The following is a 19,133-nucleotide window of genomic DNA, read 5'->3' on the forward strand; positions in this document are numbered from 1 at the left end:
TTGTCAAATTCCCGGAACGGCCCCAGGGATGCGTTCAGCCTGCCCTGGGCCCCGTCCGTCGTCAGGGGGGCGGGTCTTCCGCAGACTCGCCTGCTTGCAATTCCTCCATGGCGCGGCGCTGCTCGAGGATCCGGGCATAGCCGTTCATCACATGTCCCCGCGCTGCATCGAATGCCGCCTGCGGGTCACGCGCGGCGACGGCCTCGACGATCTGGCCATGTTCGCGGTTCGACAGATGCAGGCTTGCGGGGGCCGACAGACCCCGGAAGCGCTGGACATGCAGCTCGCGCGCGAAGCCCTGATAGGTGCCGGCCAGTCTGCGATTGCCGCACATCTCGCAAAGCGCGCTGTGGAACGCGACATTCAGCGGGTAATAGGCGCTGACATCGTCGGCGGCGACAGCCTCGTCCATCCCCAGGATATGGCCGCGCAGTTCGTGCAGCTGCGCCGGCGTGACGTTTTCCGCAAGGCTCCAGGCGACCGCACCGAAGGCGAAGCCGCGCGCGATATCCACCTCGCGCAGCTCTGCCTCGTCCATCTGGCGCACGAAAAGCCCGCGGTTGGGGATATATTCCAGCAAGCCCACCGCCGCCAGCGCCCGGCAGGCCTCGCGCACCGGCGCCCGGCTGACGCCGCATTGCGCCGCAAGGCTCATCTCGTTGATCCGCTCGTTCGGCGCGAAGTGGCCGGCGACGATCATCGCCTCGATCTCGTGGCGGACCAGTTCGCTGAGGGAATTTCCCTTCAGGAAGCGGATGCCGGACGTGCCCGGCTGGTCGGTTTCTTCGCTTTGCGGCCTGGTTCCGCCCATCATGCCATCACCTGTATCAATCCCGGATCCTTCCTCGGCGTTCTACCCGCGGAATCCTGCAAGCATAGCCATATTCTCTGCCATAAACAGCGACTCTGCCGCCGAAAGCAGCGCCTCGGTGCGTTCGGCGTCCCAGCCGCCGAAACCGCAATTGGCCCGAAATTTCGCGACGATCTCCGCCCGAGGCAGCCGCTCGCGGCGCCCGCCACGCAGGTGGGGCTGGCGCGCGATGCGGGTGCCGCCATCCTTCAGGGTCGCGATGACGGTGCCGGTGTAGTTGCGGGGATATTCGTCGCCGGGGTCGATCTCGTAGCCGATCCGCCCGGTCAGATCGAGAAGCGCGGCATCCCGGATCCGTTCCTCGGTGAACTGGCTGAGCCCGGCCTGCCTGTCCAGAAGTCCGACCGCCACGCCGTAAGGCACGCTGAACTTGGCGGAATAGGGGGTCGTGGGGCGGCGCTTCTCGGCCAGAGGCTCCCACAGCCGATGCACCGTGCCCTCGCCGACCTTGCACAGGATGCTGTCGATCTGCGACACCTCCAGCCCCTCGCGCGCAAGGGCGATGGCGCAATCGATGAAGGGCTGCACCATGGTGCCGCAGGCATAGGGCTTGAAGGCGATATCCGCGAAATGCCAGCACCGGCCCAGATCCTCGGTGATGCGACTGATATCGGGGGGGATGCTGGCCGTGCCGAAGGCGTAGAAGAAGCCGTGTTCGCCCTCGAAGACGGTGCGCGGCCCCTTGAACCCGCCGCGCGCGAAATGGGCGGCGCGGACGCCGCTTTGCGCGGCCCATCCGGGATGCAAACGCTTGGTCCAGGTTCCCTCGGCCAGGTATTCGATGATCCCCGAGGCCATGCTGCCCGCGATGCCAAGCGCATCCGTGGCCTGTTTCGCATTCAGTCCCAGCACGACCGAGACCGCCGCCGCCGCCCCCATCGCCCCGGCCACGGCGGTGGGATGAAAGCCCGCCCGGTGCTGCGCCATCGGGGCGACGATCGCCATGCGGCACATCAGCTCGGCCCCGGCGACGATGCCGCAAAGGACCGCCTCGCCCGTCGCGCCGGAATGTTCCGCCGCCGCCAGCACCGCCGGGATGATCGCGGCACCGGGATGCATGGGCGTGCCTTCGAAGGTGTCGTCGTAATCCTCTCCATGGGCGGCGGTGCCGTTCAGAAGCGCGGCGCCGGCCATGTCGAAACCCTCCGCGCGACCGAAGGCGGTGCAGGCGCCGCGACTGTCGAGCCCTGCCAGCACGGCCGCAACATAGGGTTCGTTCCGCGCCGAGACGACGAGACCGAGATGGTCGATCAGCGCCTCTTGCGCACGCGCCCGGACCTCGGCGGGAATATCCTCGGCCCGCAGCCCCGCCGCCCAGCCGGCGAATTGTTCCGCCACTGCCTCCCCGGCCGAAACGAGCATGTGTTTTCCCATCGTTCTGTCTTTCCTCAGGATATGCGGGCCGCCCGCCTGGGGGCGGCCCCTTGCGTCGTCAGCCGTGGGCCGCGATCCCCGGGCGCCGGAAACGCCGGATCTCGCTCAGGATCGCCAGTCCGATGATCAGCCCGGCGCAGATCAGCAGGCCGAGGCTCAGCGGGTTTTCGAGGAACACCCGATGCTCGCCATTGGTCAGCAGAAGCGAGCGGCGATAGTTGGATTCCACCATGTATCCCAGCACGATCCCCAGGATCAGCGGCAGCACCGGGAATTTCAGCAGCCGCATCCCGTAGCCGATGATCCCGGCGATCAGCACGATCCAGAAATCGAACAGGCTCTGGTTGATCACATAGATCCCCGACAGCACGACCATGAAGATCCCGGCGGTCAGGTAGGGCTTGGGCCGGTTCACCAGCCAGATCGCCGGGCCCAACACCAGAAGGCCGAAGATCAGCATGAAGAGATTCGACATGAACAGCCCGCCGAACAGCCCATAGACCAGATCCGGGCGCGAGGTCAGCAGCATCGGCCCCGGCTGGATGCCATGGATCAGCAGACCGCCCAGCAGGATCGCCATGGAATTCGAGCCGGGGATGCCGAAGGACAGCGTCGGGATCAGCGCGCTGGAGGTGACGGCATTGTTCGCGGCCTCGGGCGCGACCACGCCTTCTTCCGAGCCCTTGCCGAATTTCTCGGGCGTCTTCGACCAGCGCTTCGCCTCGTTATAGGACAGGAAGGCCGCGACCGTGCCGCCCGCGCCGGGGATCGGCCCCTCGATGATGCCCACGGTGGTGCCGATGGCCTGGGCGCGCCGCAGATCCCACAGCTTGCGCAGGCCGGGCAGCTTCACGCGCGCCACGGCCTTGCTGATGGCGCCGCCCTCGACCCCGTCTTTCTCTGCTACCTTCGACATCAGTTCGGCCACGGCGAAGACGCCCAGCATGACGAAGATATAGTCGATGCCGCCCAGAAGATCCGGCTCGCCGAAGGTAAAGCGCGTGACGCCGGACAGCGGATCGGTCCCGACCGTCGCCACCATCAGCCCGATCACCCCCATGATCAGCCCCTTGATCAGCGAGCCCTCGGACAGCGCCGCGATGATGCTGAGACCCAGGAAGGCCAGGGCGAAATAGGCCGGCGGCTTGAAATAGAGCGCCAGCGCCGACAGCGGCGCGGTCAGCAGCACGAGGCAGACCAGCCCGACCAGCCCGGCGATGGTGCCCGCGACCAGCGACAGGCCGAGCGCCTCGCCGCCTCGGCCCTGCTGATGCAGCGTATAGCCGTCGATCACCGTGGCGGCGGCGGCATTGGTGCCCGGCGTGCGGATCAGGATGGCGGGGATCGAGCCGCCGTATTCCGCGCCGATATAGACGCCGGTCAGCAGGATGATCGCCGCCAGCGGCGACATGTCGAAGGTGAAGGGCAGCAGAAGCGCCATCGCGATCGAGGGCGAAAGCCCCGGCAGCGCCCCTCCGAGAATGCCCCAGAGGACGCCCCCTGCCGCCGCCAGCACCGTCGAGGGCGTTGTCACGGCGTCCAATGCGTAAGTCAGTCCATCCATCATACGATTCCGATTGCCACGGTGGAAAAGAGCGCCGCGTTCACCGCAGCAGTCCGGGCCAGAACCCCGCCGGCAGCGGGATCTGCAGGATCTTCACGAAGATCAGATAGAAGACGACACCGCCACCGACCGCGAAAAGCAGGGTGGCCCAGGACGGCTTCAACCCGGCATAGGTCGCAACCGCCGCCAGCAGCAGCCCGGCCGAGACGATGTAGCCCAGATGCGGCAACAGCAGGAGATAGCCCACCCCGATCCCGATCAGCCCGAGCGCGCGCAGATGCTCGCGCCACGAGCCGGGCAGCCGGTCGCCGCCCTCGCCCTTATCCTCTCCCTGGCCTGCGGCCGCTGCACGGCGCATCTCGAACAGCGTCTGCCCCGCCAGCAGCAGCGAAAGCACCCCGAGCGCGAGGCCGAGCAGCTTCGGCAGGCCATCGGCCCCGACCTGGCCCGCCAGACGGCTTGCGGGAATGGCATCGGCCGCGAACCAATAGGCCACCGCCAGAACGAACAGGGCTGCCGATACAGCCAGTGTCGCTTTGTGCATGTTACCCCAGCCCCCGGTCAGTTGATGCCGAATTCGTCGAAGAACGCCTGCAGCGAGACCACGAATTCATCACGCGCGGCCAGCGCCTCGGCCTGGGTCTGATAGGCGTTCTGCAGGCCCTCGGCCTCGTACCAGTCGCGGAATTCGGGATCTTTCATCAGCGTCGCCACGCCTTCTTCCCAGGCGGCGATCACGTCGGGCGGCAGGTCCTTCGCGCCGGCGATGCCGCGGAATTTCGACACGACCAGGTCATAGCCCTGTTCCCGCGCCGTCGGCACGTCGCCGATGCCCGGCACGCGCTCATCGGTATAGGTGGCGATGATGCGCACCTTGCCGGCCTCCATCTGGCCGCGCAGCTCGGCGATTTCGCTGACGCCCACCTGGGCGGTGCCGTTCAGCACGCTGAGGATCGCGTCGCCGCCGCCGTCATGGGTCAGCACGATCATCGAGGTCTCGGTGAGCGCCTGGAACTCCTCCATCACCTGACGGTCGAGCGAGCCGGGCGTGGAAACCGAGACCACGACGCTGGAGGGATTTTCCTGCGCATCGGCCACGATATCGCCCAGGGTCTGATAGGGGCTATCGGCCAGCACATAGACGGTCTGCGGATCGTTGAAGAGATTGACCACCGGCGCCATCTCTTCATAGGTGACCGACGGATTGCTGAGCAGCGACGTGATGATGTGGGTCGGGGTCGAGCCGTAGAAGACGCTGCCATCCTTCGGGCCGTTCACCACGGCCGCCATGGCCGCCGCCCCGCCGCTGCCGGTCACGCTCTCGACGACGAAATTGACGCCCATGATCGGGCCCAGATGCTGGCCGATCTTGCGCAGGAAGACATCCATCCCGCCCCCCGGACTGGAATGGGTGATCAGACGGACGGTCTGGACCGGATAATCCGCCAGGGCGGGCGGCGCGGTCACAAGGGCCGTGGCGACGGCGGCCGCGCCCAGCAGCCCCCGGATTCCATGATACTTCATAATTCCCCCTCCCGGACGCCTCCCTGCGCCCTGATAGTAAACTGTCGTCTGTCGACAATTTTAAGCTCGCGGGATTCGCGCCTCATGTCAAGAACAAACCGCCGTTCACATGCAGCGATTGCCCGGTGATGAAGCCGCCCGCGGGGCCGCAGAGCGTCAGGACCATGGCGGCGACATCCTCGGGCCGTCCCTCGCGGCCGACGATGGGGCGGAGTTCATGGCCATGCAGGCTGAACGATTCGCCCGACGTAGCCGAACGCTTGCCGCCGATCTTGCCGGGGACCACGCAATTCGCGGTGACGCCGCAACCGGCGAATTCCACCGCAAGCGCACGGGTGAAACCTTCGATCCCGGCCTTGGCCGCGGCGACATGGGCACGCCGGCTGGCGCCGGTATGGGAACTGACACCGCCGATATTGATGATCCGGCCATAGCCCTGCCCGGCCATCGCAGGCAGGAACGCGCGGCTGGTCAGGAAGGCCCCGTCCAGGATCACCGACAGCACGCCGCGCCATTCGGCAAGGCTCATCTCGGTCAGTGCCGCCTCTTGCCGGATGGCCGCATTGTTGACCAGGATGTCCAGACGGCCGAAGCGATCAAGCACCTCGTCCCGCATGCGCGTGACCTGATCCTCATCGGTCACATCGGCCAGATGCACCGCCGCGCGCGCGCCCAGGGCTTCGATCTCCTTGCACACGGCGCCGGCCTCTTCGGCAGAGCTGCGGGCATTGATCACCACATCCGCACCCGCGCCCGCCAGGGCGAGCGCGATCGCACGTCCGATGCGCCGCACCCCGCCGGTCACCAGCGCCACCTGGCCCGAGAGCATCCGGTCCCCTTCGCCATTCCTCTGCATCGCTTTCCTCCTCCTTCAGATGTTCGGTCCCGATCAGCGGCGTCTCGCCCCCGCCAGCCTGTCCAGAAGACGCTCGATATGGCCGAAGACGCCCCAGCGCAGGAACAGGCGATAGAAATTCGACACATAGGCATTGACGATGAAGGATCGGACGAAATGAAACCCCGCGACCAGCATCACATTCAGATGCAAGGCGGTGGCGGTCAGCGCCATCTCGGCCATCCCCCCCGGCGAGGTCAGCAGGATCGTCGTCGAAAGCCCCTGCCCGCTGATCCGCGACAGAAGCCAGGCATAGCCCGCCAGCAGAAGCGACATGACCAGCACCATCCCCATGGCAAGGCCAAGGATGCGCAATATGCCCTTCATCCGCTCGCGTTCGAACCGGGCGCCAATGGAAATGCCGATCAGATACTGGCCAAGCGCAAAGGGAATCGCCGGCGTTCGCCCCGATACCAGCCCCGACCCGGCCAGAAGCGCCGCGGCCAGCAGCGCGCCGATCATCCAGGGATTGTTGGCCCCGATGTAGCGCACCAGCCGGATCGAAACCAGACAGGCCAGCAGCACCCCCGCATAGACGAATGCGGGCAGATCCGGGCGCCCCTCCTGTGACAGAAGGCCGCCGTCCTCGCCGAAATTCCGCAGAAGCAGCGGCAGAAGCGTCACCAGAACGGCGACGCGCACCGCCTGGGCCAGGGCGACCACCTCGGTCCTTGCGCCTTCGGCCGCGCCGACATGGGCCATTTCCGAAAGCCCTCCGGGTGTCAGCGAAAAGAAGGCGGTGGCCGTCCCCTGCCCCGACAGCCGGGCGAAAGGAACCGTCAGCAGCACCGTGACGCCGATCGCGACCAGCGCGGTCAGCACCATCAGAGGCGACCACAGGACCAGCATCCCTGCCGCTTCCGGCGTCATGGTCAGGCCGATGGCCGAGCCGACGATCAGCTGTCCGATCCGTCGTCCCGTGCGGATCTCGGGCATCCGAAGGCCCGACATGGAGGCAAGCGCCACAACCAGCATCGGCGCCAGCACCCAGGCCAGCGGCAATGCCAGAGCCGAGGCAATCCATCCCGCAAGTCCGGCAATGATGAGAACGCAAGACGCAAGGACAGAAGCACGCATCCCTCACCCGTCAGTGGTTGTGTTCGGCGTCCAGCTAAGCCGAAAATACCCATGGGGCAACCAAAAATGGCGACTGTCGACAATATTGGCGCAGTATCGTTCCGTCGGCACCGGCCCGTTCTCGTCGAGGGACAGGCCGAACGCCTGCCCGTTTGGACCACCCCCTGCCGCCTTTCGCCGCAGGTCCGGCAGGCGATGCGCGATTGGCAGCCCGTCCCGGCCCTGCCAGAATGCGCAGGAAGCCCCGCGACAGGAGGCACCGATGACGTCACCGCAGCATCTTCCCGCCGGCCGGATGGGCGCCATGGTCCTGCGCCGGATCGGCGAACCGCTGGCCTGGGAGGAACGCCCCCTGCCACAGCCCGGTCCGGGCGAGGTCCGGCTGCGCGTCGAGGCCTGCGCCGTCTGCCGCACCGACCTGCATGTCGTGGACGGCGAGCTGCCGGGCGGGCCGCTGCCCATCGTGCCCGGCCACGAGATCGTCGGCCGCATCGAGGCCGCGGGGCCGGGCGTCGCCCTGATCCCCGGCAGCCGCGTCGGCGTCCCCTGGCTGGGCCACAGCTGCGGGCATTGCCCCTATTGCGCCGAGGGGCGCGAGAACCTCTGCGACGCGCCGCAATTCACCGGCTTCACCCGCGACGGCGGCTTCGCCACCCATGTCGTCGCCGATGCCGGTTATGCCTTTCCGCTAGAGAGCCTCATTGATCCGGTCGCCGCTGCGCCGCTGATGTGCGCGGGGCTGATCGGCTGGCGCTCGTTGAAGATGGCGGGCGAGGGGCGGCGGATCGGGCTTTACGGCTTCGGCGCGGCCGCGCATCTGCTGGCGCAGGTGCTGCGCTGGCAGGGGCGCGAGGTCTATGCCTTCACCCGCGCGGGCGACGGTGCCGCGCAGGCCCTGGCGCGGCAGCTGGGGGCGGCCTGGGCCGGCGGTTCCGATCAGATGCCGCCCGAGCCGCTGGACGCCGCGATCCTGTTCGCGCCGGTGGGTGCGCTGGTCCCGCTGGCGCTGCGGGCGGTGCGCAAGGGCGGCCGGGTGGTCTGCGGCGGCATCCACATGAGCGACATCCCGTCCTTCCCCTATTCCATCCTGTGGGAGGAACGGCAGATCCTCTCGGTCGCCAACCTGACCCGCGCTGACGCGGCCGAGTTCCTGGCGCTTGCGCCCAGGGCGGGCGTGCGGGCCGAGACCACGACCTATCCCCTGGCCCGCGCCAACGAGGCGCTGGACGACCTGCGCCACGGCCGTTTCCAGGGCGCGGCGGTGCTGGTGCCATGAGCGGGGACACGGTTTTCGCCCGCCTCGCCCGGTCGGATTTCCGCCGCCGCTTCCGGCTGGGCCCGAAGGAGCGCGCCTACCTGGCCGCGAAGGGCCCCGCCACGATCCGCAGCCATGCCGAGGATTTCATCGCCGCGAGGCTGGCCCCGGCCCTGCCGAAGAACGACGGGAGGCAGACCCCGATGCGCGGCCATCCGGTCTTCATCGCCCAGCACGCCACCGCCACCTGCTGCCGGTCCTGCCTGGCGAAATGGCACGGCATCCCGCCGGGCCGGCCCCTGAGCGAGGCCGAACAGGCCCGGATCGTCGAGATCCTCATGCGCTGGATCGAACAGGGCGGGCTGACCGGCGAATCCCAAACCCGCTGAAAGGAAGCATCATGCAGGAATTGCCGCTGAACCGCGCCTTCACCCTGATCGAGCCCGGTCCGGTGACCCTGGTCACCACGCATGACGGCCAGCGGGACAACGTGATGACCATCACCTGGACCATGGTGATGGATTTCACCCCGCGTTTCGCCATCACCACCGGCCCGTGGAACCATTCCTGGACCGCGCTGTGCCAGACGCGGGAATGCGTGATCGCCATCCCGACGCTGGACATGATCGACAGGGTGATCGGCATCGGCACCTGCTCGGGCGCCGAGGTGGACAAGTTCGAACGGTTCGGGTTGCAGAGCCTGGCCGCCCGCCATGTCCGCGCGCCGCTGATCCGCGACTGCCTCGCCAATGTCGAATGCCGGGTGGTCGACATCATCGAGCCGCACGGCATCGTCGTGCTGGACGGGCTGGCGGCCTGGATCGACGGCAATCGCGGGGAAAAGCGGACCCTGCACGCGGTGGGCGACGGCACCTTCATTGTCGACGGCGAAAGGCTGGACCGCAGGCAGGCGATGCGATCGAAGCTGCCCGATGGGGTGTAGGCAGAGCGGTGCGGTGGATGGACCCGAGCAGGATGGCAGCCGGGCGAGGCGCGACTTCGGAAAAGCAGAAGCGGCCCTCACGGGCGATCAGTCGTGTCACGATGCTGTGGCGCGGATTTCCCAAAACGGTCCGCGCGGATTGCAGCGGATCGGGTCGAGTAATGCGGGATTTCCGTCATCGAATGGTGGCAGCATTGCCGGGATAACCGTTAAGCAAGCCTGCTTTTCCCTGCACGCGATAGAGTTACGTGAGGGGTCGCACGGCCAGGAGCGGATCAGGCTGGATCGTTCTTGGCGAAGTTGAAGGGCAGCAGGTCTTCAATATCGGCGTCGTCCGGTCGCTGAGGCAATTCGGTGAGGACGTGCTTGAGTCACGCAAACGGCTCAACACCGCAGGCTCGACAGGAGATCGTACCGACATCTTCGTCTTCAACAGCCTCCGCGACAGCGCGAAGGGCGCCAATCGCGACGTGATCCGCGACTTCGTTCCCGGCACGGACGTGATCCAGCTTTCCGGGATCGACGCCAATGCCACGCTGAACGGCGACCAGGCCTTCAGCTGGAGCGGGCAGCAGGCCAGCGCCCATGGGCTGTGGACCGTCCAGTCCGGCGCCAACCGGCTGGTGCGCGGCGACGTGGACGGCGATGGCATCCATGATTTCGAAATCCAGGTGAATGGCGTCACCAGCCTGACGGCGGATGATTTCATCCTCTAGCCGGGATCGCCCGACGGACATGCGGCGCCGGCCTGGTCGGCGCCGCTTCCGCATCCGGCAATTCGACGCCGATGATCCCGATCTTTGGCGGCGGTCCTGCTGCCCACGGGCGAAGGTGATCGGCGGTTGTATGCCGAATTCCGCGCAAGGCTCCGGCCACGGCGCCTTTGCGGTTGAAAGGACCGGATGCGCGCGCCAGAATCCCCGCGTGGGACAGTAAAACAAAGCAAGCCTATGACAATCCAGGCATCGAGAACGCGGCTTGCCGCGACCGTCACCGTTGCGCTTCTTGCGCTGACGGGGTGTTCGGCCCCCTCCTCCGCGCCGCGCCCCTATTCGCCCCAGGATCTGAACTGTATGGAGCGGGCGATCTTCTTCGAGGCCAACCGCTCCAGCCGCGCCGGCATGATCGCCGTCGGCACCGTGGTCATGAACCGCGTCGAATCCGAGCAGTTCCCCGACACCGTCTGCGGGGTGGTGGGCCAGAGGGGGCAGTTCGCCCCCGGCGTATTGACCCGGCCGATGGATTCCAGCGCCCTGCCCGATGTCCGCGAGGCCGCGATCGCGGTGCTGCGCGGCGAACGCCAGCCCCGGATCGAGAACGCGATGTTCTTCCACACCAACGGCTACACCTTCCCCTATGACAACATGCATTACGTGCTGGTGGCGGGCGGCAACGCCTTCTACGAGAAGCGCAAGAGCCACCTGGTCACCCAGCGCGTCCCGCCGCCGCCGATCGAACGCGCCAACCGCTGAGGCCCGATGATCCGCGCCCTGCTGCTTGCCGCCTCGCTTCCCCTGCCCTGCGCCTGCGCGACGCCGTCATCCGATACCGAATGCCATGCCCATGGCGCGGGCCTGATCAGCTGCATCGCCCCTGCCTGAAGGCCACCCCAGCTCGCCCCATGGCCACGCCCGCCGGGCGTCATGGCGCATCCTGGTCGGTTTTCGATCGACAGGGACCCTCGGGTCCCGGGCCATCGACTGGTCTGCCCCCTGAAAAGTGCTCCTCCATGACGTAGGCTGCAGGCCCAAGAGAGGACGTTGGAACCCATCGCAACAAGGCCGTCGTCGTCTTGGCCAGCAAGTTGGCCCGGATCGTCTGGGCAATCTTGACGAAGCCCGGCACCGTCTATCTGCAGTCGAAGGGGGCAGTTTTGAGCTGACCGGACGACCGCAGAACCGATTGCAGTGAAAAGTGATGACCAAACGGTTGATCGACCTCGGGTAAGCTACGCGCAAGAAAGCGGGACCCGATCCCGCACCACTCATCTGAAATCCGAGGCGCGGATCTCATCAAGGCCTTGCCGCCAAAAGCGGCTAACTGATCAGAGGCCGGATACATTTACGCAAGCCGGACGGCCACGCACGACAATCTTGCAACCGCGGGGCGGACCATACATTTCTGAGACCAGATTCTTCATCGCGACCAGATCCAGCATCTGCTCGGCGAGGAGCTTCTTCAGCTTCGCGTTCTCTCCTTGAGCGCCTTCAGCCGCTTAGCCTCCGACACCAACAAGCCGCCAAACTTGGCCTTCCATTTGTAGAAGGTGCCTTCCGACACGCCGTGTTTACGACATAGGTCCGCGCACTTCGCACCTACCTCGTGTTAGGCTAGGATGCCAATGATCTGCTCATCCGTGAATCGCGTTCGCTTCATTCTCCGTCCTCACGTGGGGGAGGGCTCTAATCGACGGTGGAGGAAAAATCCCATGGCAGGTCACCTCGCGCCGGGCGAAGACCACAAGTTCGGGGATTGTAGGGTTATGCAGCCGCAGGGGCGGGCAGCGGCTCCACAGGGGTTCCGGCAGCAAGGAGGCGTCATTCGAGGTCAGCACCCAACCAATCCAGCCCATGTCGAAGGGCAACTCGTGGTAGGGACAGGTCCAGCGCCTGGCCGTCGCGGGCTCGAGCAGCGGCAGCAGGGCGGAGGGAAGATCGAAGACGCGATCCTTCGAGTATACGGGGGTGCCTGACTTCTCGATCTCGTCGACCACCACGAGCGGGTTGCCGACCCTGTGCTGCAGCATGTCGGAAAGCACCCGACCCGGGGCCGAATTGCCCCCACCGCGTTGCGAACCGACGATGCCGAAGCTGGCGCTTTCGTTCGTTGCATCGATCTCCGTGATCGGCGTGCCGAGCAGTTTCGCCAGATGGCGCGACCAGGCCGATTTGCCAATTCCAGGTGGACCGTCCAGGAGCAGCGGCTCCAATCTGACGCCGGGAAGGCCGTCGCGGACCGATCGGCGCAGCGACCACCAGACGGACTCCGAGGCCGCGCCGAGCCGGGGGAATTCGCCGTGCAACCGGGCAGCGACCTCGTCAGCATGGGCCTCCGAGGTGATGCCGACAAGGCGGACACCGTCGTGCAGCTTTTCCAGGCGGGCGCGGTCCTCGGCTTTCTGGCGACCGAATCCGCTGATCGCGCTTCGCACCACCAGGATGCACTTGATTCGCTCGCGAATCCGGTGCTGATCGGCAATACGGATCATGGGAGGATCTTCAGTTTCCGGCTCGGTGTGCTCCCAGGCTTCGTTATCGGCGAACGGGTCAACGCCACGCAGTTTGCCCAAATGCCGGAGAAAGCGTTCTTCGAGGGAGGCGAGCGTTTCCGCGGGATCGAAGGTTCGGACGAGGAGGAACGGAATACGGGACATGGGCGGGGGTTCTTTCGGCCATGCTCGGTCATCGACCGGGAGTCAGCCGGCCGTGCGGTGAGGCAGGACAGGGTTGGGTTCAGCTGTGCAGGACGAAGCCGCCAGGCATGGTGGAGCTCCTTCCAGAGACAAGGCCATCCCGTTCGGGAAAGCGGTGCTTTCCCGGCCAAGAGGATAGGAACTGGTGAGGTCCAGAGCGCGCGGGGAGCTACTGCTTGGCCGCCAGACCGGAGGGCATGTCGCGACCATGCTCAGCGACACCCTGTCGGTCAACGGGGGCGGCGGCACATCGGCGATGCAGAAAACGGCGGCAAGGCCTGCAGGCAAGCGATTCCATACTGAATTGACTTTAAACGGAAAAACCAGACCAGGATTTTCCAAGGGTCATTTTATGCTTGCAGGAAGGGTCAAAAACACCGTGCAAGGGTCATTTTATGATTGGCTGCACAACCGGCCGCCCGCGCTTAGCCGCATTCCGAATAGCCGCAGCTGGGGCAGGTCATGCAGCCCTCGATCATCTGCAGCCCGAACTGGCCGCAGCTGGGACAGGCGGGGCCGCGGGGCTGGTCGCCGATGGCCAGCGCCGTCGCCTTGGGGTCGGTCTTCAGGCCCATGCCCTCGCCCTCCAGGAAGCCGATCTCGATCATGTGGCGCTCGATCACGCCGCCGATGGCGGCAAGGATCGAGGGGACATAGCGCCCAGCCATCCAGGCGCCGCCGCGCGGATCGAAGACCGCCTTCAGCTCCTCGACCACGAAGCTGACATCGCCGCCGCGGCGGAACACGGCCGAGATCATCCGCGTCAGCGCCACCGTCCAGGCGTAATGCTCCATGTTCTTCGAATTGATGAAGATCTCGAAGGGGCGGCGGTGGCCGGCCTGCACGATATCGTTGATGGTGATGTAGATCGCATGTTCGCTGGCGGGCCATTTCAGCTTGTAGGTCGCGCCCTCCAGCGCGGCGGGGCGGTCCAGCGGCTCGGTCAGGTAGACCACGTCGGCACCCCGGTCGGCCTGGGGCACGGCATCGGCCGCCTCGCTGACCGACAGCACGCTGCCGGTCACGTCGTTCGGGCGATAGGTGGTGCAGCCCTTGCAGCCCAGGTTCCAGGCGGCCAGGTAGACATCCTTGAAATCCTCGAAGGATATGTCCTCGGGGCAGTTGATGGTCTTCGAGATCGAGCTGTCCACCCATTCCTGCGCCGCCGCCTGCATCGCGACGTGATCGCGGGGCGCCAGGGTCTGGGCATTGACGAAATGATCCGGCAGGGGCGCGTCGCCATGCCGCTCGCGCCACAGCTGCACGGCATAGTCGACCACCTCTTCCTCGGTGCGCGAGCCGTCCTTCTGCAGCACCTTGCGGCTGTAGGCATGGGCGAAGACCGGCTCGATCCCGGAACTGACATTGCCGGCATAGAGGCTGATCGTGCCGGTGGGCGCGATCGAGGTCAGCAGCGCGTTGCGGATGCCGTGCCGGGCCACGGCGTCGCGCAGATCCGCATCCATCCGCTGCATGAAGCCCGATTTCAGGAACTCATCGGCATCGAACAGCGGGAAAGAGCCCTTCTCGCGCGCCAGGTCCACGCTGGCCAGATAGGCGGAGCGGGCGATGGTCTTCATCCAGGCCCGCGTCTGCGCGACCGCCTCGGGCACGCCATAGCGCAGGCCCAGCATCATCAGCGCATCGGCCAGCCCGGTCACGCCCAGGCCGAGGCGGCGTTTCGCGCGCGCCTCGGCCGCCTGCTGCGGCAGGGCGAAGCGCGAGACGTCCACCACGTTGTCCATCATCCGCACCGCGACGCGGACCAGTTCGTCCAGCCCCGCCTCGTCCAGCCGCGCCGCATCGGTGAACGGATCCGCGACCAGCCGCGCCAGGTTGACCGAGCCCAGCAGGCAGGCGCCATAGGGCGGCAGGGGCTGTTCGCCGCAGGGATTGGTGGCCGAAATCGTCTCGGCGTAATGCAGGTTGTTCAGCTGGTTGATCCGGTCGATGAAGATCACCCCCGGCTCGGCATAGTCATAGGTCGCGCGCATGATCCGGTTCCACAGGTCGCGCGCCTGGACCGTGTGATAGACCTTGCCGCCGAATTGCAGCTCCCACGGGCCATCCGCCTTCACCGCCTCCATGAAGGCGTCCGTCACCAGAACCGACAGGTTGAACATGCGCAGCCGGGCGCTGTCCTGCTTGGCCTCGATGAAGGCCTCGATATCGGGATGGTCGCAGCGCATCGTGGCCATCATCGCGCCGCGCCGCGATCCCGCCGACATGATCGTCCGGCACATCGCGTCCCAGACATCCATGAAGGAAAGCGGCCCCGAGGCGTCGGCGGCGATCGAGCTGACCTCGGCCCCCTTCGGGCGGATGGTGCTGAAGTCATAGCCGATGCCGCCGCCCTGCTGCATGGTCAGTGCGGCTTCCTTCAGCGCCTCGAAGATGCCGGCCATGCTGTCCTCGATGGTGCCCATGACGAAGCAGTTGAACAGCGTGACCGCGCGGCCGGTCCCGGCGCCGGCAAGGATGCGCCCGGCGGGCAGGAACCTGAAATCCTCGAGCGCGGCGTAGAAGCGGTCCTCCCACAGCGCCGGATCGGGTTCGACCGAGGCCAGCTCGCGCGCCACCCGGCGCCAGCTGTCCTCGACCGTCAGGTCCAGCGGCTGGCCTCCGGCATCCTTCAGCCGGTATTTCATGTCCCAGATCTGTTCGGCGATCGGGGCGGCAAAGCGGCTCATGGGCATATCCTTCCGCAGATCGGCTGGCGGATACAGGATATGGGGTCGGAGGGGGTCCCGTCAAAGGGCGGGCGCTCAGCCGGGGGGCGCAAGATCCGCCAGAAAGCCCGCGCGCACCTCGGCCTCGGTCTGCGCGGCCAGGGTCTTGCGGCTGTGTCCGGCGACGGGCACGGGCGTATGCAGCCGCACCACCACGTCGCCCTGGCGCGGCGCCGACAGCACCGTCAGCAGATGGGCGCCCAGTTCCATGTCGTCCCACCAGCCGTAGAAGCGCGGGTCCGCGCCGGGCGGCGCGTGATAGGTCACGCTCATCGGCTGGATCGCCAGGTCCCGGGGCAGGCCGGGGTCCAGGAAGCCCTGGAACAGCGTCGGCTTGAAGGGCAGCACCCGGCGCCCGTCGCTGGAGGTGCCCTCGGGGAAGAACAGCAGCCGGTGCCCGGCGCGGATGCGGGCGGCGAATTCCTCGGCCTGCTGGCGGGCAAGTCGCGGGTCGCGGACCACGAAATGGGTGTTGGTGACGCGGGTCAGGATATTGATGCCGGGCCAGCCCGCGACCTCGGCCTTGGAAACGAAGAAGACCGGCATCGCGGCATTCATGGTCAGGATGTCCAGCCAGCTGGAATGGTTGGCGACGACCGCGCCGGGGCCGTCCATCGGCCGGCCTTCTCGCCGCCAGCGGATGCCCATGGCGGCCAGGGTCAGGCGGCAGACCAGCTGCACATGCGGGCCGGTCCAGGGACGGCGCGCGCCGTGGACCAGGCGCTCGAGACCGCGCATGGGCAGGATCAGGAGGACGCCGGCCAGCAGCACCAGCACCGCAGGCACCCCGCGCCGCAGCACCCGCCACCAGCCGGCGATGCCCCGCGGGCGCGGCAGGACGGGCGTGGCCTCGCCCCGCCAGGTCGCCTCGCGCAGGGGGCGCTGGTCGCTCATTGCCCCTGCCAGCGGCTTTCGTAGAACTTGCGGTGCTTGTCGGACATGGCGGCGGTATCCATCAGCAGGAACACGTCGGTGGTGTTGAAATCGCGGTCGATGAAGGCCCCCTCGCCCACCAGCCCGCCCAGCCGCAGATAGGCCTTGATCAGCGCGGGCATCCCGATCATCGCCTCGCGCCGGTCCAGCCGCTCGGGCGCGATCAGGTCCATGCGCTGATAGCCCTGCGGCCGGGCGACGGGGCGCAGGCCCTCGGGCGCCAGGTGGTGGTGATGCAGCCAGGACAGCGAGGGCGCCAGCGTCGGAATGTCGGTGCCGTGGAAGCTGGCCACGCCGAACAGCAGCTCGATCCCGTGGTCCAGCACGTAATCGGCCAGCGCGTTCCACAGAAGAAACATCCCCGAGCCACCGCGAAAGGCCGGATCGACGCAGGAGCGGCCCAGTTCCAGCAACGGGCGGCCGCAGTTCCTCAGCGGCGCCAGGTCGTATTCGCCGTCGCAATAGAAACGCCCGAAACGCGCTGCCCGGACGCCCGGCAGCAGCCGGTAGACGCCGACGACATGGTCCAGATCCTCGCGCGAGCGGCGGCGGTCGATCAGGCACAGATGGTCCACGACCGGGTCGAACTCGTCCCGCTCGAAGCGCTTCTCGTGATCGACCAGCGCCCCGTCCCCGCCCAGCTCCTCGACGAAGACGCGATAGCGCAGGCGCTGCGCGGCCAGCAGGTCGTCCTCGCTCTGCGCGATGCGGATGTCGAAATAGGACGGGTCTGTTCGCATGCGGCCTGCGGGAAGGTTGGCGAGTGGGGCGCCGCCTGTCTAGGCGGGGCGACACTTCATTGCAACAGGTCGTGCCGCCGCAGGGCCGCTGGCCGGTTGAAAATCATTGATTAAAACAATCCATGATTGCATCCTGCGGCCATGTTCCTGTTGCCCAGTGCCTATAGTTCGTCCCGACGCACGATGCTCAGCGTCACCCGGCTGCCGTCGATCACGCGCTTGCCCGCCTCGGTGAAATTGACGGTGATCCGGTCGCCGATCCGCGACTGCACCTGCCCCTCGCCCCATTCGGGTGCGCCGGGGTGACGCACGATCATTCCGGGCTCCAGTATCTCGTTCATCTCTCGGCCCGTCCATTCATGGTTAACACGTCCGTTCATGGTTAAAAGGTATGCTCCGATGATCCCCCAGACAACCGCACCCACCGCGCCCGCGCGCATCGCTGCCGACCAGCTGGCCGCCCTGGTCGGCTCGCGCCTGTGCCACGACCTGGTTTCCCCGCTTGGCGCCATCGGCAACGGGGTCGAGCTTCTGCAGATGTCGCCCGAGTTTCCGGGCCTGGCGCAAAGCCCCGAACTGCGGCTGATCGCCGAATCCGTCCAGGCCGCGCAGCAGCGGATCCAGGCCTTCCGGCTGGCCTTCGGCCATGCCCCCCGCGACCAGCGCATCGGCCGGGCCGAGCTTGACCGGCTGGCCGCGACATTTTCCGCCCAGGGCCGGATCGAGGTCCGGCTGGAGGCCGAGGGCGATTTCGCGCGCCCCGAGATCCGGCTGGTGATGCTGGCGCTGATGTGCCTGGAAACCGCGATGCCCTGGGGCGGGCGGATCCTTGCGGTCCATACCGCCCCCGGCTGGCGGCTGGTGGCGGAGAGCGAGCGGATGAAGCCCGACGCGGCGCTGTGGTCCTGGCTGGACACGGACCGCCCCGCAGCTGCCCGCGCCCCCGGCCCCTCCGAGATCCATTTCGCGCTGCTGGCCGAGGCCGCCCCCGCCGCCGGGCGGCGCCTGCAATGGGAGCTGGACGAGAGCGGCGCCGAGATCCGCATCTGACGCCCCGTGCCGCCGCTTGAAAAGGGGGCAGACAGCCCCCTTGGGCGGCGCTAGAACAGCGCCATGAGCCTGCCCCGCGCACCCGACCGCCTGTCCGACGAGATGGCCGCCGCCATCGGCCACGCCGTATCCGCCTTCGGCTTCCTGGAGGAAGCCCTGAAGCGGGCGATCTTCTCGCTGACGCGGCAGGGGCTTGGCGAGGATGCCAGCGACGAGGCGCTGGAGAAATGGCTGCGCCGCATGGAGGAGATCGCCGACGACACGCTGGGAACGCTGATCGACAGCTTCGGGGCGGCGATGCGGCAGGCGCGGATCGAGGACCGCCACATCCTGGCCGAGGCGCTGGACGACATCCGGCTGAAGCGCAACCTGCTGTGCCATGCCTCGTGGCGGCCGGGCAGCCAGCCGGGCCGCTGGTTTCCGACCTTCATCAACACCCGCGGCGAACGCCATCCCGACGAGATGGGCGCCGCCGATGTCCACGCGATCCATGCCGAGACGCTGAAGGTGGCGCGGCGGGTGGTGTCGATCATGCGCGCGACGGGGATCGCCGGCGAATGGGCCGGGCATGACGCCGCGCCGGCCGGAGACGAGCCGGCATAGGGCGAAGGAAGGGGGCGCTCGCGCCCCCTCTTGCGCCTGCGGCGCAATTCACCCCCCGAGGATATTTGGGCCAAGATGAAAGGGCCGGACGACCGGGCTGACGGGGGCGTGAAAGGCGGGCGTTGCAACGCGGGCGGCGGCGCGCTAACACCCGTCAAATCCA

General features: G+C 67.1%; 19 protein-coding genes and 3 pseudogenes. 8 read left to right on the plus strand and 14 right to left on the minus strand.

Translation table 11 applies throughout. The features are described 5' to 3' along the window. Nucleotides 1-61: 61 nt before the first annotated feature. The 7 genes from C9E82_RS15005 to C9E82_RS15035 all read right to left on the minus strand — a co-directional run bounded on the left by C9E82_RS15005 (nt 62) and on the right by C9E82_RS15035 (nt 7,230). Nucleotides 62-811, minus strand: a complete 750-nt coding sequence (locus C9E82_RS15005) for an FCD domain-containing protein (protein WP_170162008.1) — start codon at nt 809-811, stop codon at nt 62-64. A 42-nt stretch (nt 812-853) separates the two neighbouring features. Continuing rightward, complete coding sequence (locus C9E82_RS15010) at nt 854-2,209, minus strand: MmgE/PrpD family protein (RefSeq protein WP_221035992.1); 1,356 nt, start codon at nt 2,207-2,209, stop codon at nt 854-856. Nucleotides 2,210-2,303: 94 nt separating this feature from the next. Beyond that, entirely contained in the window at nt 2,304-3,809 is a 1,506-nt protein-coding gene (locus C9E82_RS15015; RefSeq protein ID WP_119897075.1) for a tripartite tricarboxylate transporter permease, read from the minus strand. Nucleotides 3,810-3,849: 40 nt separating this feature from the next. Continuing rightward, entirely contained in the window at nt 3,850-4,353 is a 504-nt protein-coding gene (locus C9E82_RS15020; RefSeq protein ID WP_119897053.1) for a tripartite tricarboxylate transporter TctB family protein, read from the minus strand. A gap of 17 nt (nt 4,354-4,370) precedes the next feature. Continuing rightward, the gene (locus C9E82_RS15025) at nt 4,371-5,333 is read right to left on the minus strand and encodes a tripartite tricarboxylate transporter substrate binding protein (protein ID WP_119897052.1); all 963 of its coding nucleotides are present in this window, start codon (nt 5,331-5,333) and stop codon (nt 4,371-4,373) included. A gap of 82 nt (nt 5,334-5,415) precedes the next feature. Further along, entirely contained in the window at nt 5,416-6,189 is a 774-nt protein-coding gene (locus C9E82_RS15030) for an SDR family NAD(P)-dependent oxidoreductase (RefSeq protein ID WP_119897051.1), read from the minus strand. Between the two features lie 33 nt (nt 6,190-6,222). Further along, the gene (locus C9E82_RS15035; RefSeq protein WP_170162007.1) at nt 6,223-7,230 is read right to left on the minus strand and encodes an AbrB family transcriptional regulator; all 1,008 of its coding nucleotides are present in this window, start codon (nt 7,228-7,230) and stop codon (nt 6,223-6,225) included. A gap of 337 nt (nt 7,231-7,567) precedes the next feature. On the opposite strand from C9E82_RS15035, the gene C9E82_RS15040 reads away from it, so the two are divergent. From C9E82_RS15040 to C9E82_RS15050, 3 genes are read left to right on the plus strand one after another with little or no spacing between them, the layout of a single operon-like run. Beyond that, nucleotides 7,568-8,581, plus strand: a complete 1,014-nt coding sequence (locus tag C9E82_RS15040) for a zinc-dependent alcohol dehydrogenase family protein (protein WP_240643441.1) — start codon at nt 7,568-7,570, stop codon at nt 8,579-8,581. Continuing rightward, nucleotides 8,578-8,949: a DUF4186 domain-containing protein gene (locus C9E82_RS15045; RefSeq protein ID WP_119897049.1), complete on the plus strand. Its 372-nt coding sequence runs from the start codon at nt 8,578-8,580 to the stop codon at nt 8,947-8,949. The genes C9E82_RS15040 and C9E82_RS15045 overlap by 4 nt, the downstream gene beginning before the upstream one ends. 11 nt (nt 8,950-8,960) lie before the next feature. Beyond that, nucleotides 8,961-9,503: a flavin reductase family protein gene (locus tag C9E82_RS15050; protein WP_119897048.1), complete on the plus strand. Its 543-nt coding sequence runs from the start codon at nt 8,961-8,963 to the stop codon at nt 9,501-9,503. A 275-nt stretch (nt 9,504-9,778) separates the two neighbouring features. On the opposite strand, the pseudogene C9E82_RS25040 reads toward C9E82_RS15050, so the two are convergent. Next, nucleotides 9,779-9,913, minus strand: a pseudogene (locus C9E82_RS25040) (transposase domain-containing protein); the annotation flags it as partial. On the opposite strand from C9E82_RS25040, the pseudogene C9E82_RS15055 reads away from it, so the two are divergent. The 3 genes and pseudogenes from C9E82_RS15055 to C9E82_RS25295 form a co-directional block, all read left to right on the plus strand. After that, nucleotides 9,908-10,219 (plus strand): annotated as a pseudogene (locus tag C9E82_RS15055) (M10 family metallopeptidase C-terminal domain-containing protein); the annotation flags it as partial. The pseudogenes C9E82_RS25040 and C9E82_RS15055 sit on opposite strands and share 6 nt — an antisense overlap. A gap of 234 nt (nt 10,220-10,453) precedes the next feature. After that, nucleotides 10,454-10,975 carry a cell wall hydrolase gene (locus C9E82_RS15060; RefSeq protein WP_119897046.1) on the plus strand — a complete coding sequence of 174 codons (522 nt, stop codon included), beginning with the start codon at nt 10,454-10,456 and terminating at the stop codon, nt 10,973-10,975. A gap of 6 nt (nt 10,976-10,981) precedes the next feature. Further along, entirely contained in the window at nt 10,982-11,104 is a 123-nt protein-coding gene (locus C9E82_RS25295; protein ID WP_276312073.1) for a hypothetical protein, read from the plus strand. Between the two features lie 506 nt (nt 11,105-11,610). Here the strand turns inward: C9E82_RS25295 and C9E82_RS15065 are convergent. The 6 genes and pseudogenes from C9E82_RS15065 to C9E82_RS15090 all read right to left on the minus strand — a co-directional run. Beyond that, a pseudogene (locus C9E82_RS15065) lies at nt 11,611-11,879 on the minus strand (transposase); the annotation flags it as partial. Continuing rightward, nucleotides 11,854-12,876: an AAA family ATPase gene (locus C9E82_RS15070; RefSeq protein ID WP_119897045.1), complete on the minus strand. Its 1,023-nt coding sequence runs from the start codon at nt 12,874-12,876 to the stop codon at nt 11,854-11,856. The gene C9E82_RS15070 and the pseudogene C9E82_RS15065, both read right to left, overlap by 26 nt. Nucleotides 12,877-13,340: 464 nt before the next feature. Continuing rightward, nucleotides 13,341-15,605 (minus strand): adenosylcobalamin-dependent ribonucleoside-diphosphate reductase, encoded by a 2,265-nt coding sequence (locus tag C9E82_RS15075; protein WP_119897044.1) that lies wholly within the window; start codon nt 15,603-15,605, stop codon nt 13,341-13,343. A 75-nt stretch (nt 15,606-15,680) separates the two neighbouring features. Further along, nucleotides 15,681-16,538, minus strand: a complete 858-nt coding sequence (gene olsA / locus C9E82_RS15080; protein WP_119897043.1) for a lyso-ornithine lipid O-acyltransferase — start codon at nt 16,536-16,538, stop codon at nt 15,681-15,683. Beyond that, nucleotides 16,535-17,317, minus strand: coding sequence for an L-ornithine N(alpha)-acyltransferase (olsB, locus tag C9E82_RS15085; protein ID WP_119897042.1), 783 nt, complete (start codon nt 17,315-17,317; stop codon nt 16,535-16,537). Before olsB ends, olsA begins: the two co-directional genes overlap by 4 nt. Nucleotides 17,318-17,478: 161 nt before the next feature. Then, complete coding sequence (locus C9E82_RS15090) at nt 17,479-17,658, minus strand: DUF3553 domain-containing protein (protein ID WP_119897041.1); 180 nt, start codon at nt 17,656-17,658, stop codon at nt 17,479-17,481. A 58-nt stretch (nt 17,659-17,716) separates the two neighbouring features. Between C9E82_RS15090 and C9E82_RS15095 the strand changes: the two genes are divergently transcribed. Both C9E82_RS15095 and C9E82_RS15100 read left to right on the plus strand, forming a co-directional pair. Then, nucleotides 17,717-18,367 (plus strand): histidine phosphotransferase family protein, encoded by a 651-nt coding sequence (locus tag C9E82_RS15095; RefSeq protein ID WP_119897040.1) that lies wholly within the window; start codon nt 17,717-17,719, stop codon nt 18,365-18,367. Nucleotides 18,368-18,430: 63 nt separating this feature from the next. Next, on the plus strand, nt 18,431-18,970 hold the full coding sequence (locus C9E82_RS15100) for a hypothetical protein (protein ID WP_119897039.1): 540 nt from the start codon (nt 18,431-18,433) through the stop codon (nt 18,968-18,970). The last annotated feature ends 163 nt before the right edge of the window (nt 18,971-19,133 follow it).

It is taken from the genome of Paracoccus sigandri (assembly GCF_003709565.1).
GTDB lineage: Bacteria > Pseudomonadota > Alphaproteobacteria > Rhodobacterales > Rhodobacteraceae > Paracoccus > Paracoccus siganidrum.

Bases quoted from the DNA above. Each gene is read 5' to 3' on its own strand.
- C9E82_RS15005 (WP_170162008.1), bottom strand. From the start codon at position 811: ATGGGCGGAACCAGGCCGCAAAGCGAAGAAACCGACCAGCCGGGCACG.
- C9E82_RS15015 (WP_119897075.1), bottom strand. From the start codon at position 3,809: ATGGATGGACTGACTTACGCATTGGACGCCGTGACAACGCCCTCGACG.
- C9E82_RS15020 (WP_119897053.1), bottom strand. From the start codon at position 4,353: ATGCACAAAGCGACACTGGCTGTATCGGCAGCCCTGTTCGTTCTGGCG.
- C9E82_RS15025 (WP_119897052.1), bottom strand. From the start codon at position 5,333: ATGAAGTATCATGGAATCCGGGGGCTGCTGGGCGCGGCCGCCGTCGCC.
- C9E82_RS15030 (WP_119897051.1), bottom strand. From the start codon at position 6,189: ATGCAGAGGAATGGCGAAGGGGACCGGATGCTCTCGGGCCAGGTGGCG.
- C9E82_RS15040 (WP_240643441.1), top strand. From the start codon at position 7,568: ATGACGTCACCGCAGCATCTTCCCGCCGGCCGGATGGGCGCCATGGTC.
- C9E82_RS15045 (WP_119897049.1), top strand. From the start codon at position 8,578: ATGAGCGGGGACACGGTTTTCGCCCGCCTCGCCCGGTCGGATTTCCGC.
- C9E82_RS15050 (WP_119897048.1), top strand. From the start codon at position 8,961: ATGCAGGAATTGCCGCTGAACCGCGCCTTCACCCTGATCGAGCCCGGT.
- C9E82_RS15060 (WP_119897046.1), top strand. From the start codon at position 10,454: ATGACAATCCAGGCATCGAGAACGCGGCTTGCCGCGACCGTCACCGTT.
- C9E82_RS25295 (WP_276312073.1), top strand. From the start codon at position 10,982: ATGATCCGCGCCCTGCTGCTTGCCGCCTCGCTTCCCCTGCCCTGCGCC.
- C9E82_RS15070 (WP_119897045.1), bottom strand. From the start codon at position 12,876: ATGTCCCGTATTCCGTTCCTCCTCGTCCGAACCTTCGATCCCGCGGAA.
- C9E82_RS15075 (WP_119897044.1), bottom strand. From the start codon at position 15,605: ATGAGCCGCTTTGCCGCCCCGATCGCCGAACAGATCTGGGACATGAAA.
- olsA (WP_119897043.1), bottom strand. From the start codon at position 16,538: ATGAGCGACCAGCGCCCCCTGCGCGAGGCGACCTGGCGGGGCGAGGCC.
- olsB (WP_119897042.1), bottom strand. From the start codon at position 17,317: ATGCGAACAGACCCGTCCTATTTCGACATCCGCATCGCGCAGAGCGAG.
- C9E82_RS15090 (WP_119897041.1), bottom strand. From the start codon at position 17,658: ATGAACGAGATACTGGAGCCCGGAATGATCGTGCGTCACCCCGGCGCA.
- C9E82_RS15095 (WP_119897040.1), top strand. From the start codon at position 17,717: ATGATCCCCCAGACAACCGCACCCACCGCGCCCGCGCGCATCGCTGCC.
- C9E82_RS15100 (WP_119897039.1), top strand. From the start codon at position 18,431: ATGAGCCTGCCCCGCGCACCCGACCGCCTGTCCGACGAGATGGCCGCC.